Source organism: Rhizobium sp. BK312, from assembly GCF_014193605.1.
Classification (GTDB): domain Bacteria; phylum Pseudomonadota; class Alphaproteobacteria; order Rhizobiales; family Rhizobiaceae; genus Rhizobium.
On sequence record NZ_JACHZP010000001.1, the window covers coordinates 49,591 to 68,794 of the forward strand.

Annotated in this window: 21 protein-coding genes; 12 read left to right on the forward strand and 9 right to left on the reverse strand. The window is 58.4% G+C overall.

The window, feature by feature from the left end:
- Nucleotides 1-59: 59 nt before the first annotated feature.
- From FHT85_RS00250 to FHT85_RS00270, 5 genes are all read right to left on the reverse strand, one after another.
- On the reverse strand, nucleotides 60-899 hold the full coding sequence (locus FHT85_RS00250; protein ID WP_112338976.1) for a lysophospholipid acyltransferase family protein: 840 nt from the start codon (nucleotides 897-899) through the stop codon (nucleotides 60-62).
- Between the two features lie 143 nt (nucleotides 900-1,042).
- Nucleotides 1,043-3,031, reverse strand: a complete 1,989-nt coding sequence (gene thrS, locus FHT85_RS00255) for a threonine--tRNA ligase (RefSeq protein ID WP_112411790.1) — start codon at nucleotides 3,029-3,031, stop codon at nucleotides 1,043-1,045.
- A 128-nt stretch (nucleotides 3,032-3,159) separates the two neighbouring features.
- Nucleotides 3,160-3,687: a DUF1697 domain-containing protein gene (locus FHT85_RS00260; protein WP_112411791.1), complete on the reverse strand. Its 528-nt coding sequence runs from the start codon at nucleotides 3,685-3,687 to the stop codon at nucleotides 3,160-3,162.
- A 3-nt stretch (nucleotides 3,688-3,690) separates the two neighbouring features.
- The gene (yidD, locus tag FHT85_RS00265; RefSeq protein WP_112411792.1) at nucleotides 3,691-4,116 is read right to left on the reverse strand and encodes a membrane protein insertion efficiency factor YidD; all 426 of its coding nucleotides are present in this window, start codon (nucleotides 4,114-4,116) and stop codon (nucleotides 3,691-3,693) included.
- 11 nt (nucleotides 4,117-4,127) lie between these two features.
- Nucleotides 4,128-4,592 carry an iron-sulfur cluster assembly scaffold protein gene (locus FHT85_RS00270; protein ID WP_112338980.1) on the reverse strand — a complete coding sequence of 155 codons (465 nt, stop codon included), beginning with the start codon at nucleotides 4,590-4,592 and terminating at the stop codon, nucleotides 4,128-4,130.
- Between the two features lie 290 nt (nucleotides 4,593-4,882).
- On the opposite strand from FHT85_RS00270, the gene folE reads away from it, so the two are divergent.
- The 3 genes from folE to FHT85_RS00285 all read left to right on the forward strand — a co-directional run bounded on the left by folE (nucleotide 4,883) and on the right by FHT85_RS00285 (nucleotide 7,037).
- Nucleotides 4,883-5,494 carry a GTP cyclohydrolase I FolE gene (gene folE, locus FHT85_RS00275; RefSeq protein ID WP_112338981.1) on the forward strand — a complete coding sequence of 204 codons (612 nt, stop codon included), beginning with the start codon at nucleotides 4,883-4,885 and terminating at the stop codon, nucleotides 5,492-5,494.
- A 25-nt stretch (nucleotides 5,495-5,519) separates the two neighbouring features.
- A complete protein-coding gene (hisI, locus tag FHT85_RS00280) occupies nucleotides 5,520-5,969 on the forward strand; it encodes a phosphoribosyl-AMP cyclohydrolase (RefSeq protein WP_112338982.1) in 450 nt (149 codons plus the stop codon).
- A 108-nt stretch (nucleotides 5,970-6,077) separates the two neighbouring features.
- Complete coding sequence (locus tag FHT85_RS00285; RefSeq protein ID WP_015339965.1) at nucleotides 6,078-7,037, forward strand: patatin-like phospholipase family protein; 960 nt, start codon at nucleotides 6,078-6,080, stop codon at nucleotides 7,035-7,037.
- Between the two features lie 113 nt (nucleotides 7,038-7,150).
- Here FHT85_RS00285 and FHT85_RS00290 read toward each other — a convergent pair whose 3' ends face one another.
- Nucleotides 7,151-7,585 carry a CBS domain-containing protein gene (locus FHT85_RS00290; protein WP_112411793.1) on the reverse strand — a complete coding sequence of 145 codons (435 nt, stop codon included), beginning with the start codon at nucleotides 7,583-7,585 and terminating at the stop codon, nucleotides 7,151-7,153.
- Between the two features lie 165 nt (nucleotides 7,586-7,750).
- Nucleotides 7,751-8,521, reverse strand: a complete 771-nt coding sequence (locus FHT85_RS00295) for a rhomboid family intramembrane serine protease (RefSeq protein ID WP_112411794.1) — start codon at nucleotides 8,519-8,521, stop codon at nucleotides 7,751-7,753.
- Between the two features lie 317 nt (nucleotides 8,522-8,838).
- Here FHT85_RS00295 and FHT85_RS00300 point away from each other — a divergent pair, with 317 nt between their 5' ends.
- The 7 genes from FHT85_RS00300 to FHT85_RS00330 all read left to right on the forward strand — a co-directional run bounded on the left by FHT85_RS00300 (nucleotide 8,839) and on the right by FHT85_RS00330 (nucleotide 15,360).
- A complete protein-coding gene (locus FHT85_RS00300; RefSeq protein WP_246712033.1) occupies nucleotides 8,839-9,462 on the forward strand; it encodes a PAS domain-containing protein in 624 nt (207 codons plus the stop codon).
- Between the two features lie 123 nt (nucleotides 9,463-9,585).
- Nucleotides 9,586-10,215, forward strand: coding sequence for a PilZ domain-containing protein (locus FHT85_RS00305; RefSeq protein WP_112411795.1), 630 nt, complete (start codon nucleotides 9,586-9,588; stop codon nucleotides 10,213-10,215).
- A 72-nt stretch (nucleotides 10,216-10,287) separates the two neighbouring features.
- Entirely contained in the window at nucleotides 10,288-11,250 is a 963-nt protein-coding gene (pip, locus tag FHT85_RS00310; RefSeq protein WP_112411803.1) for a prolyl aminopeptidase, read from the forward strand.
- A 390-nt stretch (nucleotides 11,251-11,640) separates the two neighbouring features.
- Nucleotides 11,641-12,246, forward strand: a complete 606-nt coding sequence (locus FHT85_RS00315; protein WP_112338987.1) for a transglutaminase-like cysteine peptidase — start codon at nucleotides 11,641-11,643, stop codon at nucleotides 12,244-12,246.
- Between the two features lie 322 nt (nucleotides 12,247-12,568).
- A complete protein-coding gene (locus FHT85_RS00320; protein ID WP_246779859.1) occupies nucleotides 12,569-13,336 on the forward strand; it encodes a hypothetical protein in 768 nt (255 codons plus the stop codon).
- 117 nt (nucleotides 13,337-13,453) lie between these two features.
- Nucleotides 13,454-14,959 (forward strand): D-alanyl-D-alanine carboxypeptidase, encoded by a 1,506-nt coding sequence (locus tag FHT85_RS00325; protein WP_112411796.1) that lies wholly within the window; start codon nucleotides 13,454-13,456, stop codon nucleotides 14,957-14,959.
- Between the two features lie 125 nt (nucleotides 14,960-15,084).
- Nucleotides 15,085-15,360: a hypothetical protein gene (locus FHT85_RS00330; RefSeq protein WP_075856917.1), complete on the forward strand. Its 276-nt coding sequence runs from the start codon at nucleotides 15,085-15,087 to the stop codon at nucleotides 15,358-15,360.
- Here the strand turns inward: FHT85_RS00330 and FHT85_RS00335 are convergent.
- Nucleotides 15,357-15,791 (reverse strand): DUF1489 family protein, encoded by a 435-nt coding sequence (locus tag FHT85_RS00335; RefSeq protein ID WP_112338991.1) that lies wholly within the window; start codon nucleotides 15,789-15,791, stop codon nucleotides 15,357-15,359. The genes FHT85_RS00330 and FHT85_RS00335 overlap by 4 nt on opposite strands.
- Nucleotides 15,792-15,849: 58 nt before the next feature.
- On the reverse strand, nucleotides 15,850-17,259 hold the full coding sequence (locus tag FHT85_RS00340) for an L-serine ammonia-lyase (protein ID WP_112411797.1): 1,410 nt from the start codon (nucleotides 17,257-17,259) through the stop codon (nucleotides 15,850-15,852).
- 197 nt (nucleotides 17,260-17,456) lie between these two features.
- Between FHT85_RS00340 and FHT85_RS00345 the strand changes: the two genes are divergently transcribed.
- Nucleotides 17,457-18,149, forward strand: a complete 693-nt coding sequence (locus FHT85_RS00345) for a DUF599 domain-containing protein (RefSeq protein ID WP_112411798.1) — start codon at nucleotides 17,457-17,459, stop codon at nucleotides 18,147-18,149.
- Nucleotides 18,150-18,210: 61 nt separating this feature from the next.
- On the forward strand, nucleotides 18,211-19,200 hold the full coding sequence (locus FHT85_RS00350) for a heparan-alpha-glucosaminide N-acetyltransferase (RefSeq protein ID WP_112411799.1): 990 nt from the start codon (nucleotides 18,211-18,213) through the stop codon (nucleotides 19,198-19,200).
- Nucleotides 19,201-19,204 lie beyond the last annotated feature (4 nt).

Below are 19,204 nucleotides of genomic sequence, written 5' to 3' on the forward strand. Positions count from 1 at the left end.
TTTGGTCGCTGGCGCGAACCATCCAGACAGTTGTCACTCGGCGACAAAAGTCTCGCGATTCATCCCGCCCGGCGCCGCAGCACCTTTCTCGGCGGGGCCATGGAGAAGACCGCGCCATAGAGCTTCGCCAGCAGATCCTTGCGGTCACTGCCCTCGCTAAGGGCCTCCCAGCTGCGAAGAGCGCCGATATGGGCAGTGATGGTGCTGCCGGAGAGACGCCGGAATTCGCGGATTAGCAGTGAGATGCGCAGGGTCATCGAAATCCGGCTTGCCAAATGGAACAGCCGGCCGTTCTGCCCCTCGAAATAGATGGGAATGACGCTGGCGCGGGCCGCCTGAATGAGTTTTGCCGGGAATATTTTCCAGGGCAGATCTTCTGCCCGGCCGAAACCCTTCTTGGCGGTTGCCACACCGCCGGCTGGAAAGACGATGATCGTCGTGCCTTCCTTGAGCAGGCGAACGGCCTCATGCCGGGTCTTCATGTTGATTGCCATCGCTTCCTTAGTTTCCTCGAAGGAAACCGGTAGCGAATAGTCGTTCATTTCAGGCACTTTCAACAATTCGTTGTTGATGAGGACCTTGAAGGGGCGCCCCAGTTGCTCGGCAAGCGCCAGCACCGCGATGCCGTCGCCGATGCCGTAGGGGTGATTGGCGACGATGACGATCGGCGCTTCTGGAATCTGGTTCGGCGGCCACTCGCCCTTGATGAGCAGGCGCACATCGATGAGATCGAGCATCTTGCCGAAGACCCGCTCGCTCTTGCCGACGATATCGGTGCGCCAGATATCGTAGAGCCGGGCGTAACGATCCCGGCCGGAAAGACCTTCGATGGAGCGGATGAACCAGCGCTTGATCCGCGTGTCCCGTTCGTTGGCGTAGGATAATTCTTTGAATTCCAAGTGCGCGACGGGGCTGCCCCGCTCCTATGGTCACAGTTGCGTCACATGCTGCAGCCACAGCAACGCGTTGATTCACCGACTATATGAAAGCTGTATGTCAGTTCTCTGACGGCACCCTGAAGGTGCCGCCAGGTATGAGGGCGTCAAGCGGCCTTGACGCGCCGTGCTTCGCGCTTGCGCAGAATGTCCGGCGGCGTCGCTTCGAGAGCAAGCGAGGCGATCGCCTCGTCGAGCGACATGGATGTCTGCGATTGGCTGCCGAGGCGGCGGATATTGACCGAACGCTCCTCGGCTTCCTTCTTGCCGCAAACGATGATCAGCGGAACCTTCGTCACCGAGTGCTCGCGGATCTTGTAGTTGATCTTCTCGTTGCGGAAGTCGGTCTCGACATCGAGACCGGCATCGCGCAGCGCTTCCGCCACCTCTTCGCCATAGGCATCGGCTTCCGAGGTGATGGTGGCGACGACGACCTGCAGCGGCGAGACCCACAGCGGCATGTGACCGGCGAAGTTCTCGATCAGAATGCCGAGGAAGCGTTCCATCGAACCGCAAATGGCGCGGTGGATCATGACAGGCTGCGTCTTTTCCGAGTGCTGGTCGATGTAGAAGGCACCGAAGCGCTCCGGCAGGTTGAAATCGACCTGGGTCGTACCGCACTGCCATTCACGGCCGATGGCATCCTTGAGCGTATATTCGAACTTCGGACCGTAGAAAGCGCCCTCGCCCGGCAGAATGCCAGTCTTGATGCGCCCTTCGGACTGCGCCTCGATCGTTTTCAGCACGTCCATCATCACGCTTTCGGCGCGATCCCATAGCTCGTCCGAACCGACGCGCTTTTCCGGGCGGGTCGAGAGCTTGACGACGATCTCCTTGAAGCCGAAATCCTCATAGACCGAGAGGATGAGATCATTGATCTTCAGGCACTCGGCCGCCATCTGCTCGTCGGTGCAGAAGATGTGAGCATCGTCCTGCGTAAAGCCGCGCACGCGCATCAGGCCATGCAACGCACCCGAAGGCTCATAGCGATGCACGGCACCGAATTCCGCAAGGCGAATCGGCAGTTCGCGGTAAGACTTCAAGCCATGCTTGAAGATCTGGATATGGCCCGGGCAGTTCATCGGCTTCAGCGCGAAGACGCGATCGTCGTCGGTATCGTCGCCGGCGACGGTGACCTTGAACATGTTGTCACGGTACCAGCCCCAGTGACCCGAGGTCTCCCAAAGCGACTTGTCGAGCACCTGCGGTGCGTTGACTTCCTGATAGTCGCCCTGCAGCCGCCGGCGCATATAGGACACCAGCGTCTGGAACATGCGCCAGCCCTTGCCGTGCCAGAAAACGACGCCGGGGCCTTCCTCCTGGAAATGGAACAGGTCCATTTCGCGGCCGAGACGGCGATGATCGCGCTTTTCGGCCTCGGCAAGAATGTGCAGATAGTTGTCGAGATCCGACTGTTCGGCAAACGCCGTGCCATAGATGCGGGTCAGCATCGGATTGTTGCTGTCCCCACGCCAATAGGCGCCGGCGACCTTCATCAGCTTGAAGGCGTTGCCGATCTGGCCCGTCGAAGCCATGTGCGGACCACGGCAGAGATCGAACCAGTCGCCCTGGTAATAGATCTTCAGATCCTGACCTTCCGGGATCGCATCGACCAGCTCCACCTTGTAGTTTTCGCCCTTGGCGGCAAAGACTTCCCTCGCCTTCTCGCGCGACCAGATTTCCTTGGTGAACGGCTTGTTGCGCTGGATGATCTCGCGCATCCGCTTCTCGATCACAGGCAGATCATCGGGAGTAAACGGCTCGTTCTTGGCGAAATCGTAATAGAAGCCGTTTTCGATGACCGGGCCGATCGTCACCTGCGTTCCCGGCCAAAGCTCCTGTACGGCTTCGGCAAGCACGTGCGCGGTGTCGTGGCGGATCAGTTCCAGCGCACGGTCGTCCGACCGGGTGATGATCTCGATCTTGCCGTCGGTCACGGGATCGGAAAGATCGCGCACGGTGCCGTCGACGGCAATGGCGACAGCTTTCTTGGCAAGTGACTTGGAAATGGATTCGGCGACATCGCGACCGGTCGTGCCGGCAGCGAAGCTGCGCACGGAACCATCGGGAAATGTCAGGGAAACGGATTGGGACATTTATATTCTCCTTGTCCAGTCCCGCCAACGAATGCGGGTGGTTTCGAAAGATGCGGACTAAGTAAATGCGTACTTAAGTCCGCGCGCCTGATAGCGGTATTTCCTATTCGAGTAAAGGAAAAGCGGCGCTAGGCCCGGATCATCTCGGCTAAACCGCGCACTGTGTTCCAGTTTCGCATCGTTCCAATGCCGAGCCGCTTTGTCGTCAGGGCCGGCAGCATTTTCGACTCGCTGGCTTTAAGGCCGAAATCGATCCAGAGATCGCCGTTGACAACGGCCATGCGCTCATCTCGCCTGTATCTCGCGAGCATATCAAGAACGTCCGGTTCGAGCGGCTGGCGCATCACCCGCACGATGACCTCGCTAGCGATCCCGTCGAGGAAAGGATTGCCCTCGACAAGTTTCAGCCATGCGTCGGCATCACGCGCGATGATGTCGACATGCTTGCCGAAAGCCGCGGCAAAACCCGCTTCGAGTTGTGCCTCGATCGACGCAATCGGCTGCGGCTCGGCTTCGAAAACGAGATTGCCGGTTGCGACAAGCGTTCGGGCATTGCGAAAGCCCAAACTCTCCGCCATGGCTTTGAGATCGGCCATAACAACTCTGCGGCCCGAGTTGAGGCCAATGCTGTAGAGCAGCGCGACGTAGACCGCCAACGGTCAGGCAGCCTTTTGCCCAAGGCGGAAATAGCGCCAGGGAGTCCACCAGTGATAGCGCAGCTCCAGTTCTCCAGGCACAGGATCGAGCCCGCTTGTCCCTCCCGGGCCACAGCGCGCCACACGAAACAGTGTCATCCAGCCGCCAGCCCAAAGCCCATGGCGGGCAACTGCCTCATAGCCGTATTCCGAGCAGGTCGGGATATGGCGGCAAGAATTGCCGATGAAGCCGGAAAGCGTCAGTTGATAGAGGCGAATGAGGCCCATTCCGAAAAGCCGGTCGGGCGTCTTGCGAAAAGGCCCGGCATAATTGCGCGACTTTATTGCCCTGTCGCCGGCCGGTGATGCATCCCGCCGTGCTCGTCGCCTGGAGGGAGCAGCACCGCCTTCGTCTTCATCCTCGCCCTGCATGAGACAGAATTGGCACATGATCAGCCCGCTCAGACGGCTTCAGCCGTTTTGGCATTTCCGCCTTGACGCGCTACTTCTATCTGCCCGATGGCATCCACGACCGCATCGAATGTCAGCATAGTGGAGGCATGACGCGCCTTGTAATCCCTGACGGGCTTCAGGTAACGCATATCCTCAAAACGGCCATCCGGCCCCTCACCGTCAGCCTTGAGCATGGCAAGCATGTCTTCCCTGGCCTTGCGGACTTCTTCCGCCGAAGCACCGACAACATGGCGGGCCATGATCGACGACGATGCCTGGCCGAGCGCGCAGGCCTTGACGTCATGGGCAAAATCGGTCACCACATCGCCGTCCATTTTCAGCCAGATTTTGACGCGAGAACCGCACAGTCTGGAATGGGCCTGGGCGCTGGCATCTGCGTCGGGAAGGCTGCCGATGCGGCCGATATTGCCGGCAAACTCCAGGATTTTGCTGTTGTAGATGTCGTCCATCACAGATTTCGCTCCGATGCACCTGTTTTGCGTTTCAAAACAAAAAACACAGCGTGTCCGCTTAGGACACTTTCACAGGGACAATGCCATACTATATGTATGTCGTTCGAAGACCATCGAAATGCAATGGTCTTCTGTAAGTTTGATGGGAAACCGTGCAGGACGGCAGGCTTGTCCGCCAGCCAGAACGCCCCGGAGCCCGCCAAAGGTACACAATCTCCGTACCTCGGGGAATGCCAGTGGCGAGTCCGACAAGATGATATCCGCTTGGCGGATCAGGAGAACCACAGGTAATGGACGCCATTGTAAAGAACTTTCCGCAATCCGTTGATTCCGAACGCCCGTCGCAGAAGGAAGCCGAAGACGCAGTTCGCGTTCTGCTTCGCTGGGCCGGCGATGATCCGCAGCGCGAAGGCCTGCTCGATACGCCTGCGCGTGTCGCCAAGGCGTACCGCGAGCTTTTCGCCGGATACGACATGAATCCCGAAGACGTGCTCGGCCGAACCTTCGAAGAGGTTTCGGGCTACGACGACATCGTCCTCGTCCGCGATATTCCGTTTTTCTCCCATTGCGAACACCATATGGTGCCGATCATCGGCAAGGCGCATGTCGCCTATCTGCCGAATGGTCGCGTGCTTGGCCTCTCCAAGATCGCTCGCGTCGTCGAGATCTTCGGTCGTCGCCTGCAGACGCAGGAAGCCATGACGGCGCAGATCGCCAATGCGATCGACGATACGCTGCGTCCGCGCGGTGTCGCGGTCATGATCGACGCCGAGCATATGTGCATGGCCATGCGCGGCGTGCAGAAACAGGGTTCCTCCACGCTGACGATGACCTTCACGGGTGCCTTCAAGGCCGATCCGGCTGAGCAGGCCCGCTTCATGTCTTTGGTCCGAGGTCGCTGACCGGGCTTCAACGAAAGAGCCGGAGATGAATCTGATTTTCAATGCGCCTTCCGAAGATAAATCCGAACTCGAGGATGCCGGCGATTTCACCCCTCGCTTCGACGACCGCGGCCTGATCACTGCGATCGTGACCGATGCGCAGGATGGCGAGCTGCTGATGGTTGCGCACATGAATGCCGAAGCGCTCGCCCTGACGATCAAGACAGGCACGGCGCATTATTTCAGCCGCTCGCGCGGAAAGATCTGGAAAAAGGGCGAAACCTCCGGAAACCTACAATCGGTCAAGGAGATCCGCACGGATTGCGATCAGGATGCAATCTGGCTGAAAGTGGAGGTGGCCGGACATGACGCAACATGCCATACTGGCCGTCGTTCCTGCTTCTACCGAACGGTCGAGCTTGAAGATGGCAAGCCGGTACTGAGCGTGACCGACGATCACCTGCATTTCAATCCGGAAGAAGTTTACAAGCAGTAGACCTATCGGGGATGGTGTTTCAACCAGCCACAACCAGTATACGATTTCGAAACGAAAAAGGGACAGTATTTTAGCCGAGGCACACGGAGCCTTGGAGGAGGCGTTTAAATGCTGAATTGGGGCTTGAATCGTCATAACGGCGGACAGAACTTGACGGGTTCAGGCCTCTCGCAGGATACCTCCAATCCACTTCTTCCTCCGTCTCCCCCCAGGAAAGTCAAAATCGCTCTGGCGCTCGGCGGCGGTGCGGCGCGCGGCTGGGCGCATATCGGCGTTCTGCGCGCGCTCGATGAGGCAGGCATTGAAGTTGGCATGATCGCCGGCACATCGATCGGCGCCCTGGTTGGCGGCTGCTATCTTGCCGGCAAGCTAGACGAACTCGAGGCCTTTGCCCGTTCTTTGACGATGCGCCGCATCGCCAGTCTCCTCGACCTGACCATCGGCGGCAGCGGATTGTTCGGCGGCATGCGGTTGACCAAGCGCATGCAGGAGCACCTGGAAGGCTTTTCGATCGAGGATCTGGACCGCCCCTTTGTCGCTGTCGCATCGGAATTGAATACCGGGCATGAAGTCTGGATTGCCAACGGCTCGCTGATCACGGCGCTGAGGGCTTCTTATGCCCTGCCCGGCATTTTCGAGCCGGTACGAAGCAATGGCCGTACCTTGGTCGACGGCGCGCTCGTCAATCCCGTTCCGGTTTCGGTATGCCGTTCATATGAGCAGCCGCTCGTCGCGGCGGTCAATCTGAACTATGACCTTTTCGGTCGTTCGGCTGTCGTCAAACACAATGTGGGCCAGCCAAACGGAGATTTGCTGCGGCGGGATGAGACGCCGCCCATGAAACTCGGTATGACCGGCGTCATGGTGCAGGCTTTCAATATCATCCAGGATAGGATTGCTCGTGCCCGTCTGGCCGGAGACCCGCCGGATCTTGCGATGCATCCCCGCCTTAGCGATATCGGTCTGTCGGAATTCCATCGCGCCGGCGAAGCTATTGAACGCGGCTATGAGGAGGCTCTGACGAGGTTGCCGGAAATCCGCCGCATGCAGGAAACCTACGCGCGCTAGCGTGTCATCCGAAATCTGCAAAAAAACGAGGCTTGCCCTCGCTTTCGGCGTGAGAAGCTGATCGCTGCAATCGACCCGCTGGGTCGATTGCCTGGGGCGTCTCGAACTTCGCCTCACCCGGCGATATAGGCCTTGATCTGTTCGGCCTCGAGTTCGATCTCGCGGATACGCCATTTGACGACGTCGCCGATGGAGATGATGCCGGAAAGCTTGCCTTTCTCCTCGACGGGAACATGACGGAAGCGGCGCATCGTCATCAGTTCCATCAATTCGTCGGTTGTCGTGTCTTCCTTGCAGCGGTGCACCTTGGCCGTCATCATCGATGCGATCGGCTTGTCGAGGCATTCCTGCCCATGCTTGGCAACGGCATTGACCACATCCCGCTCGGTGAAGATGCCGGAAATCTTGCCGCCCGGTCCGACAACGACGATAGCGCCGATCCGATTCTCGTTCAGGATTTTCGCGGCCTCTGCAACGGTCGTATTGCCGCCCGTCGTCACGACGTCGCGGCCCTTGGCTTCAAGTATGGCCTTTACGGAAACTGACATTCGATCCTCCCATCTCGAAAGCATGATGAACACCTGAAGCGTCCGATATGTTCCGAAATTACCCCCGGAGCTCAAACCGGCGCTTTGCCCGTCGGTCGATCGATCTCCTCATCCCATGATCGACGGATGCCAATGGTGCGCCTGTGTCAGTAAGAAAGCAACAGCTCATTCATCGAGTGGTAAAGGTTCCCGAACTTCCTCAGGCGGCTGCCGGTCGAAGGGGGCGAAAAGCAGGAATCCGAACAGGAAGCCGCCGATATGAGCATCCCAGGCCACCGGCTGTGAGCTGTCGCCCGCAAGATTGATGCCGAAAGCAACGAGCGCATTGCCGGCAACCCACATGACGATATAGGCGACAACTGTCCGGCTTCGAAGCGACTGCAAAATGCCGAGGCGCGGGTTGAGATGCGCCTGCCGCATGGACACTCTGCGACTGTCCATGGCCGGAAAGGCAAAACGGCAAGCTGCTCCCATGAGCGCCGAGACGACACCGGACGCACCGATCAACAGCGTCTGGTCGCCCCAGTAGAGTGCCGCATGCAGGAAGGCGGAGGCGGCTGATGAGAAGATCCAGAAAATCACATAGCGCAGGGCGCCGATGCGTCGCGCCACGGGTGCCGCAAAGACCATCAGCCAAAGGCTGTTGAACACGATATGCTCGATCCCGCCATGCAGCAGCGAATAGGTGACAGGCGTCCAAAGCCATTCCAGTCCCTGCTGTGACAAGGGAAAGGCATAGCGGGCCGGGATGAAGCTGAAGGCGAAATAAATCCAGTTCAGCGTATCGTCCGACCACCAGGGAAGGTTCATGACCGCAAAAATGACGATTAGGACGGCAAGGCTCGCCAGAATGGCAGGAGGCAAGTTGAAGGCCGGGGCTCGCTGCTGCGGCCGCGGATTTTCCGGCTCTGGGCGCGGCGGCTGTTCGTCATCCATGTCTTGCTCTGCTTGTCGATAGAAGTCATCGACACATAACGCAGCGAAAATCAAAAAAAAAGCCGCCCGTAGTGTCGGGCGGCATACCGGGGCGCTCCTCTCCGGATCTGACCTCAATGGTTCGTCCGGCGCCCGGGAAATTCGTGCTGAAGGTCACTTGGTGAAGTGATGAACAAAGATTTACATCGACCGCTCGACAAGGCAACCGAAACCCTTTGTTAACCCTAACGGGCCGGTTCTGGCATGGAATTCGCAACATCAGTTTCGAGGGCGATGAATGCCCTTGTAGTTGAAGTGAAATGGGACACGGACGCATTATGCGCCATAAGACGAGCATCGATATATTTACCTATTGGGAGCGTATACGCGGCAACGCGGACGCTCCCCTGCGCAACTTGATACAGCCATCGGCAATCGGCCACATTCTTCCCGAGCTGTTTATCCTGGAAAATACGGTGGACGATAATCCCCGCTTCCGCCTGGCCGGTACGGCGATCTGCAACCTCATGGGGCGCGAACTCCGCGGCGAGAATTTCGCAGCGCTCTGGGCTGGCAGTCAGCAGGATGACCCGGTACGCATAGCCGCCGGCGTGATGAAACACGTGGTTCCCGCGTTGGTTCACGCGACGGGCTACTGTATCAGCGGCCGCAGCATGACCTTCGAGATGATATTGCTGCCGGTTCGCACATCGAGCGACACTTGCGACAGACTGCTTGGTTGTCTGACGCCAACCGTTTATGCGCCTTGGCTCGGCAACGAACGCCTTGAATTTCTGGCACTGGATCGCAGCCGGCTGCTTCGCGAGCGCCGCGTGCGGCTCGTGGATGCACCTCCCCATCCAGACCCCGCAAATCTTCTGCCGCATCGGGGAAGCACGAGCCTTGGTGAATGGGTCCGCCGAAAATTGATTCAAGCAAAAAATGAGGCGCGACAGGGTTAGAACTGACCCAGTGCGGAACAAGATAGGTGATCGTCTCTTATTTATGCCTCTGAAAAGACAACCTTACTTTAAGGAGTTGCGGCTATTAGTTGGATGAGACGCAATAGGATTCAAGACGCCTCCATGCACTCGTTTCAGCCAGCCCAGGCGACGCGGCCCAATCAAATGACAGGCAATGCTGCTCGTAATGATCAGCGGACCTTTCAGCGGGTCCCGATCAATATGCAGGGTCGTCTGATGCTGGCAAATTATGAGGAATTCGAATGCGTTGTCACGGAAATGTCGCCGGGTGACCTTCATGTGACCTGTTTGGGACGGCCGCGCGCCGATGAGCGGGTCGTGGCCTACATCGACCACCTCGGCCGAGTCGAGGGCTATGTCGTTGCGGTCGACGGCCGCGGTTTCACCATGTCGATCAATGCAACCGAGCGTAAGCGTGAAAAGCTTGCGGCGCAACTGACCTGGCTTGCCAATAAGCACGAACTCGGTCTGCCGGAAGATCGCCGCCACGATCGTTTGACGCCGCGCAATACCCGCAGCGAACTCACGCTTGACGACGGTACGCAATATGTCTGCCGCATCATGGACCTCTCGCTCTCCGGCGCAGCGGTCGACGTCGAAATACGCCCCGCCATCGGAACGCCTGTGCGTCTCGGCAATATGCGCGGCCGCGTCGTGCGTCATTTCATAGAGGGCGTTGCGATCGAATTCCTTTCGCTACAGTCTCGCGAAACCTTGCGCGAATTTCTCTGATACCGTCATCTTCCCGTCACGCAGCGTCGCGAAATAGCGATCTCTGTCTTCTCCTCAATGCGTGACCGCGACATGCCCTACCCGGACATAATTCCTTTTGACGAAGGCCTGCTTGAGGTCGGCGACGGCCAGCGGATTTACTGGGTGCAATCGGGCAATCCCGAGGGTACACCCGTCCTCATCCTGCACGGGGGCCCTGGATCAGGTAGTTCGGCTGGAACGCGGCGCTATTTCGACCCGCAATATTATCGGATCATTCAATTCGATCAGCGCGGCTGCGGCGGCAGTCTTCCGCATGCGTCTGAACCGCTGATCGATCTCTCGGCCAATACGACATGGCACACGATTGCCGATATCGAGCGATTGCGGTTGCGCCTCGGAATCGAACGCTGGATCATATTCGGCAATTCCTGGGGCTGCACGCTTGCGCTTGCCTATGCCGAAACCCATCCGCAGCGGGTGGAAAGCTTGCTCCTCGTCGGTGTCACCATGACGAGACGATCGGAAATCGATTGGCTCTATCAAGGTCTCGGCCGTTTCTTTCCTGTGGAATGGGCACGCTTTCGGGCCGCTGTACCTAAGACTGATCGCGATGGTGACCTAGTCACCGCCTATTATCGCCTCTTGCGCAATCCCGATCCAGCAATCCATGTGAAAGCCGCCAGGGATTGGCACGAATGGGAGGCAGCGTCGATCCTGATCGATCCGCGCGCGGCCCTGTCGCCGCGATGGTCCGATCCACGTTATCTGACGGCGCGCGCCCGGATCATCACCCATTACTTCCACCATCTGGCTTGGCTCGAGGAGCAGCAGATCCTGCGCGACACCCATCGGCTCGCCGGTATCCCCAGCACGATGATCCATGGTCGTATGGACCTCGAAGCACCGCTCGTCACCGCCTGGGAATTGTCACAGGCATGGCCAGAGGCGGAACTGGTGGTCGTCGCGAACGCGGCACACTCGCCGGCGGTCTCGGAGATGGCGACTGCAATCACCCGCGCGACCGATGGGCTTCGCCGGCACACTCGGCAATAAAAATCAAAAATATTTTTTGAGCCGGTTTTCCCAAAATGGGACAAGTTCAGGCTCTTGCAGCCATTTCCAACACCAAATCCGACCTGTCGCCACGCGAGCTCTGTATCAATACACACGTCTACTGCCTTAATCGGCACGCGGGCATTAACGATCCCCATTGCTGAAAGCCGTTTGGAAACAGCGGATGTCAGACTCTTGCATTGCTGCAATCCATACCGAAATCCCTCAAATTTTAATCTAATTTGCCGCGAACTTGAATCAAGTTTTCTGCGTATTTTATGAGAATTTTCGCCGGATTTGATTTAACTAAGCCATTAATTTGACTGTGCAATTTTGCGTCAGATAAAATCACGCGTGTCATTCTGATCCCAATAAAACAGGGACAGGGACATGAACTTTCAAATCGCACTTCGCGGCCTTGCCGCTCTGGCGCTTTCAACTCTTGGCTTGTTCGGTGCTGCTCAGGCAGCACCCGCCAACATGACGATAACAGGTGACGCTGCTCCCCCGATCGGTCATTACGAATTCTGCAAGGAAAACCCGCGTGAATGCGCTTATTCCGGTGGCGATGCAGGGCCGATGATCCTCAATGAGGATAGCTGGAAGACGATCCTGAAGGTCAACTATACGGTCAATACGACCATCAAGCCGATGACGGATATGGAACTTTACGGTGTTGAGGAGAAGTGGGCGATCCCGACCACCGCCGGCGACTGCGAGGATTTCGCGCTGCTGAAGCGCAAGCAACTCATCGATGCCGGCGTCTCGCCTTCCGATCTGCTCATGACCGTCGTGCTGCAGCCGAACGGCGAAGGCCATGCCGTTCTGACCGTCCGCACGGATCGTGGCGATTTCATTCTCGATAACATGCGCAACAAGGTGAAGCTCTGGTCGGAGACCGAATACACCTTCCTGAAGCGCCAGTCCGCAGATCATCCGGCTCGCTGGGTCAAGATCCAGGACGGTCGCGCTGTTGCGGTCGGCAGCTTGAAGTAAGCCCCCCAATACCAGATCGCCGGCGGCCTAGCGTCGGCGGTAAAGTCAGAGGCCCGGTCTCGTCCCCTGATTTCTGTCCAGGCCGGTGCCTCTGAGCCGTTCCCGCTGTCCCCGGGAACGGCTCTTTTCATTTCGCGGCTCCCGCGAGATAAGCACTAAAGATTCCGGCGAATTAACTGTCCCGTTAGCACGGGTTGCGACCTATATTTAACCATCAATTAACCATCGCCGCGCCAATCATATCTTCAATGAGACTCGAAACTAGGACGCCCTCGGTACTCGTCGTCGAAGATGGCGGGCGCAGGGAGATGAAGGCAAGAACATGGCTCCTCTGTCATCCGCCACAATGGTCGAAGAAAGCCCGCTAATATCGAGCGGCTTTGTCTATCGGCTCATGGCAGGTGTTGCCGTCCTGGCTGCGCTGACTGTAGCCATAGCCGTCGGCGGAAACTGGCTCGGCGAGAAAATTTCGCTCGCGGGTCATACAACCGATACCAAACCTATCTCCATCACGATCGGCGATGACACGATACGCCTCGCCGCAAACACCGTCCGCTTTCCGAGCGAGCGCCTCAATGGCCCGGCCGAGCGCGTCGATCTCTATCTGACCTGGCCGCAGATGCAGGGCTATAGTGAAGCCGACCGGTTGCGCTTCGACGATATCTCGCAATCGTCCTCGCTGATCTTTCTCCAGATCAGCCAGAGCACGATGTCTCGTGATATGTCCGGCCGGCTTGGTCCGATCTATTCGCAATTGATGGACGGCGCTTCCTATGCCGGCCCCTTTGGCCTGACGGCACATCGGCTTCGCGCTGATGCCGGCTACAATGGTGAAATCCTTTTAACCGCTTCGCGATCCGGTGAAACCAACTATGTCGTGCGCTGCCTCCTGCCCTCTTCGCCAGCCTTGGCAACGAGTGGTGATTGTCAGAGGGATGTCAAGGTTGGCAAGGATCTGAGTGTTCTCTACCGCTTTTCCAGCAATCAGCTCGGGGATTGGCGCACGATGGATGCCGCCGTCCAGGACTTCGTCAAGACGCGCCTTGTGGATGATGCCGCGCCCGCGGCAATGGCTGTTGATGGCCGCTAAAATGGCGCAAAAACCTGAAACCAACTGTTCATCATAAACCGATTGGTAACGCTAAGCCTCTACTGTCGAGCGGATCGGCCGTTCATGGAGGCGGCGGCCGGATAATCGAGAATGTAAATGCAAGCAGAGAGTGATTTAGTGTCCAGATCCATTCTACCCGTTTCGTCGTCTCAAACCGGTAAAATTCTGGCGAGAGCGCTTCTTGGTTTTTCGATCGCGACAGCGACGATCACTGTGGCTGTCGTCGACGCAAGCGCGGCCGGTCCGAAATATGCCGGTATCGTCATCGACGCCAATACAGGCAATGTTCTCTATAGCGAAAATGCCGACACGCTCCACTATCCTGCCTCGCTGACCAAGATGATGACGGTCTACCTGACCTTCGAGGCGCTTGAGGCCGGACGCATTACCCTGGATACTCCCGTCGTATTTTCAAAGAATGCCGCCGTTCAGGCGCCGACAAAGCTCGGTATCGGCCCCGGTCGCTCCGTGACCGTGCGCGAGGCGATCCTCGGCATCGTCACGAAGTCCGCCAACGACGCCGCGATGGCGCTTGGCGAGATGCTCGGCGGTTCGGAGGAAGGTTTTGCCCGGATGATGAACGATAAGGCGCGAGCGCTTGGTATGACGCGCACGACCTATCGCAACCCGAACGGCCTGCCGAACACAGCGCAGATGACGACGGCTCGTGATCAGGCTCGCCTTGGTATTGCCCTTCGCGAACATTTTCCGGAATATTACGGCTTCTTTTCCGAAACGAGCTTCCGGCTCGGCAATCGCACGATCCTCGGTCACAATCGCCTGGTCGGTTCCGTGCGCGGTGTTGACGGCATCAAGACCGGTTACACGCGTGCCGCCGGCTATAATCTGGCGACCTCTGTCAAAGTCGACGGTCGTTCCATAGTCGGTGTGGTCCTTGGCGGCGCTTCGACGCCGGCTCGCGACAATCAGATGCGCAAGCTGATCGCTGACTATCTGCCTAAGGCATCGACAAAGCATATTGATTCCAATGTGATCGCGCAGGTGCCAGCCGCATCCCCCAACGTGCAGGCAGCGAGTGCACGCATGGCGGATATCAGCCGCGCAAAGATCAAGAATAACGGGGCGACCGAAGTCGCCGATTCCAGTCCTTCCAGCGCGGCAGCCTTCGCAGCGGTAACGCCACAGTCTTCCTCCTCCAATCCACTGCTTTCGGCAAAGCCCGAGCCCGTGAAGCGGCCCGCCTATGACGAAACAGCTGCCGCCGGATCTTCGGACGATGCGGATGAGGATGAAATCGATACCGTAACGACGGCATCGACCTCCAGAAGCGATACGAAGCTGGTAAAGCTGCAGCGCACCGAAAAGACAGAGAAGGTTGCAAAGGCAACCAAAGCTGAACGCGGGCCTACCGGCTGGATCGTTCAGATTGGCGTTTCCTCCAGTAAGGATGGCGCGACCGACCTCCTTGATACGGCGAAGAACAAAGCCGGCAAGGCATTGCGTTCGGCTAAGCCCTATGCGGTCGCCTTTGACGGCGGTTACCGCGCCCGCTTCGGCGGCTTTGAAGATCAGAGCGAAGCGGTGAATGCCTGCAAGGCGCTCAAGCGTGCCGGCGTCAAGTGCTGGGCGAGTATGGAATAAGCATGTGGCGGGTGTTTTCGCGCCGCATGATTCGAAAATTGGTTGGGCCTTCTATGGCTCTGATCTTCCGGTTCCGAACGTCAAGCGGGCCGGCCCTGAGTTTGTAACGTGTACGGGGTTTTGAAATGGCAATGAACGAGAACTTTCCCGGTTTCTCGCTCGATAGCGGGGGCAAGATGAAACAGAAGAGCTTTGCTCTTCATCCGCTGCATGAAGCGGCGATGCGACTGGCGGACCTTGGTCTCAGCCGTTCGCGCTCACGCAACAAGACGAAAGACCTGATCGGCATCCTGCTCTGCCACGGCGCTCGCGCCTGGCGCTATTCGCAGCCGGAGGCGCATATTCATCTGCATATCACTGCGCCGACCGGCCGTGCGCCGATCATGATGCGGCTGCGCTAAAGTAAACCAAGTTCGGAAAGTTCCCGCCGCAGATCGGCAGGCAATTCGGCTGCCGCGCCGAGACTATCAAGATCGCGCGGCACGTCGTCTTGCGGCAGGTACCGCCAGCCCTGAAACGGCCGCTTCGGCTGCCCTGTCGTCTCGACAACGCTCGGGTCGAGAATAAGCCGGCAACGCTGAATACCATCAGCATCGGTGAAGGTCTCGATACCAAGCAATTTCTGCCTTGCCTGCACCTGTCCCTTGATCACCCAATAAAGCGAACCGCCGTCCAGCAGTTCCTCGATCCGCTTCGGCACCATGCGCGTCGTATGGGTCGTGTGCGGCTCTAGTCCGGCAGCGATGGCGTTCATCGCCCGCTCGGAGACCCATTCGCGCAGATCATCAAGCGAATCCGCGCCGACGCACAATTTGATGAGATGCAAAGCCATAGTGCCGTTGAAGTCCTTTTGACCGGCAGCGTCAAGCTTTTAGATCAGGCGTCCACACTCAGCATTCCACGACGTTGACCGCCAGACCGCCGGTGGAGGTTTCCTTATATTTCTCGCTCATGTCGTGACCCGTCTGACGCATGGTTTCGATGCAGGCGTCGAGCGGCACGAAATGCTGGCCGTCGCCCTTGATGGCGAGTGAGGCAGCAGTGACTGCCTTGACCGCGCCAAGAGCGTTTCGTTCGATGCACGGCACTTGCACCAGTCCGGCGACCGGATCGCAGGTCATGCCAAGATGATGTTCCAGCGCGATTTCTGCGGCATTTTCGATCTGTTCCGGCGTCGCACCCATCACGGCCGCAAGCCCGGCCGCCGCCATCGCAGCCGCCGAACCGACCTCGCCCTGACAGCCGACTTCGGCGCCGGAAATCGAGGCATTATGCTTGATGATGCCGCCGACGGCGGCCGCCGTCAGAAGATAGTTGCGAATGCCGTCCTGATCCCAATCCTCATGGAAATGCTGATAGTAGCGGATCGTAGCAGGAATGACGCCAGCCGCACCATTGGTCGGCGCCGTCACCACGCGTCCACCGGCTGCATTCTCTTCGTTGACCGCCATGGCGTAGACGCTCAGCCAATCATTGGCGAGTAGCGGATTGATCCGGTTGCTGCGCCATTCCTGCTGCAGCTTGTCGTGAATGGCGCGGGCACGCCGGCGGACCTTCAGGCCGCCCGGCATGATGCCGTCCACCTTGAGGCCGCGATCGATACAACTGCTCATGGCCGCCCAGATACGATCAAGCCCGGCATCCAGCTCTTCGGCGCTCATGCGCGTTTCTTCATTGGCGCGCTTCATCTGCGCGATCGAAAGGTCGGAGCGCTCGGACATTTCAAGCATCTGCTTGGCGGTGGCAAAGGGGAAAGGAACGCGCTCACCCGCTGCGGCCGGCTTCTTCCGATCGGCCTTCATCTGCTCCAATTCCGTATCGGTGACGACGAAACCGCCGCCGACGGAATAATAGATGCGCTTTAGGAGCAGGCGATCATCCCTGTCGAAAGCAGAAATACTCATGCCGTTGGCATGGCCGGGCAGCGGCACCTTCTTGTCGAAGATCAGGTCGGTCTTGGGCTGGAATTGATAAGTCGGATGACCTGGCGGCGTGATGCGTCCGCTGCGCTCCACTTCGTCGATAATGGCATCCATATGGTCGGGATCGACGCTGTCGGGCTTTTCGCCCATCAGACCGAGGATGACAGCCCTGCCCGTGCCGTGGCCGATACCCGTATGCGCCAGCGAACCATGCAGGCTGACCTTGATCGACTCAACATGCACATTCGAAGACGGTCGCGGCCACTCGTTCGACAGCAAGAGGTCCAGGAAGCGATTCGCGGCCGACATTGGCCCCATCGTGTGCGAGCTGGACGGCCCCACACCGATCTTGAACACATCAAAAACTGAGAGAAACATGGACCTTTGGTGCCTCCAGGCAAATCGATTTCCGGCAAGGCTACGCTATCGCAGCAAGCTTGCACGGCGATTGGCCGACATCGGATTTCATGGCAGCGACATTACATATAGGCATTCGAGAAGCAAACAGAAGGCCATTGCGCGCGGCTCGCGCTGAGCTACAGTCCACATGGGATTGATCTGGAGAACCTGCCTTAATGACGACTGCCGACTATGTCGCCCTCGCCCTTTTCATCTTTCTCTGGGTCGCGCTGAACTGGATCACCAGCAGCGCCAGCTTCTTCAATCGCACCAGCCTGACGCTGGCGATGAACGAGCGTCGCCGCGAATGGATATACAACTCGCTGCGCCGCGATCTGAAGATGATCGACACGCAGATCCTGTCCGGCCTGCAGAACGGCACCGGCTTCTTCGCCTCCACCTCGATCTTCGCCATCGGCAGCTGCTTTGCGTTGCTCGGCGCCACCGACAAGATCAATGCCTTCTTCTCGGATATGCCGTTCATACTCAATGGCGGTCGGGCAGCCTTTGAAATCAAGGTAGCCGGGCTTGGCTGCCTTTTCGGCTATGCCTTTTTCAAATTCGGCTGGGCCTATCGCCTGTTCAACTATTGCACCATTCTCTTCGGCTCCCTGCCGATGCGCGAAGACGCCATCCTTGATCCGCTGGCCGCGGAGAGAGCCGCCGAGCGCGTGGTGCGCATGAACGTCATTGCCGCGCGCAATTTCAATGCCGGCCTCAGGGCAATCTTCCTGTCCATCGGTTATCTCGGCTGGTTCCTGAGCCCCTATGTCTTCATGGCGACGACGATTTTCATCATCGTGGTGCTGATCCGCCGTCAATTTTTTTCCGACGCCCGTCTGGCCATCATGGATAGCGATATGCCATGACAAGGCCGCGTCGGCCCATGCCGCTGCAAAGACTTGAATTCATGCCTGGAAGGACTCCGTAATGGCCGCCATCGCCGCGAGCGTCGACGTTGCGCAAAAGACGCCTCGTATCGGCATTCTGGATACGGCGCGCGGTGCTGCCCTGCTCGCCATGGCGAGCTATCATGGCACCTGGGATTTCGAATTCTTCGGCTATCTTGATTCTGGTACGGCGGAAACCGGCTGGCTGAAGCTCTATGCCCGCGCCATTGCCAGTACCTTCCTGTTCCTGGCTGGCTTCAGTCTCGTGCTTGCCAATACGCCGGAAATTCGCTGGCGGTCCTACTGGCGACGGCTGGGCATGATTGTCGCTGCAGCTGCAGCAATCTCACTCGTCACCTTCATCGGCATGAGCGACGAGTGGATCTTCTTCGGCATCCTGCACGGTATCGCGGCGGCGAGCCTTATCGGCCTCCTGTTCCTGCGCCTGCCCGCATTCTTGACGCTTTTGGTCGCGGCATTGCTCACCGTCGGCATCGTAATCGACAACGTCATCGCGCCTCTGTCGCTGCATTCGACGTTCTTCGACACGCCGTGGCTATGGTGGGTAGGGCTTTCGGAAAATATCCAGCGCTCGAACGACTATGTGCCGCTCTTCCCGTGGCTAACGCCATTTCTGTTCGGCCTCGGCATCGCGCAATTGGCGACCTCTCTTGGATGGACGAAACAGCTTGCGAAATTCGGTCCTGGCCGCAATCTCGTCGCCCTCGCCGGCCGGCACAGCCTGATCTTCTATCTGGTGCACCAGCCGGTTCTTTTCGGCCTCGTCTATCTGTTGTCCCTGGTCGCTCCTGCGCCACCGCAGGACCCGACGGTCGGCTATATCAGGCAATGCGTGGCTTCATGCACGCGATCGGGCAGCGAAGCCATGTGCCGCAGCTTCTGCCAATGCACGCTCGACAAGTTGCAGGCTCAGAACCTCTTCAAATCGCTGGAATCAGGGGCGATCAAAGCAGATAGCGATGAACGCGTAAGCCGAATCGCGATACAATGCACGGATGAAGCGCAATGACAGG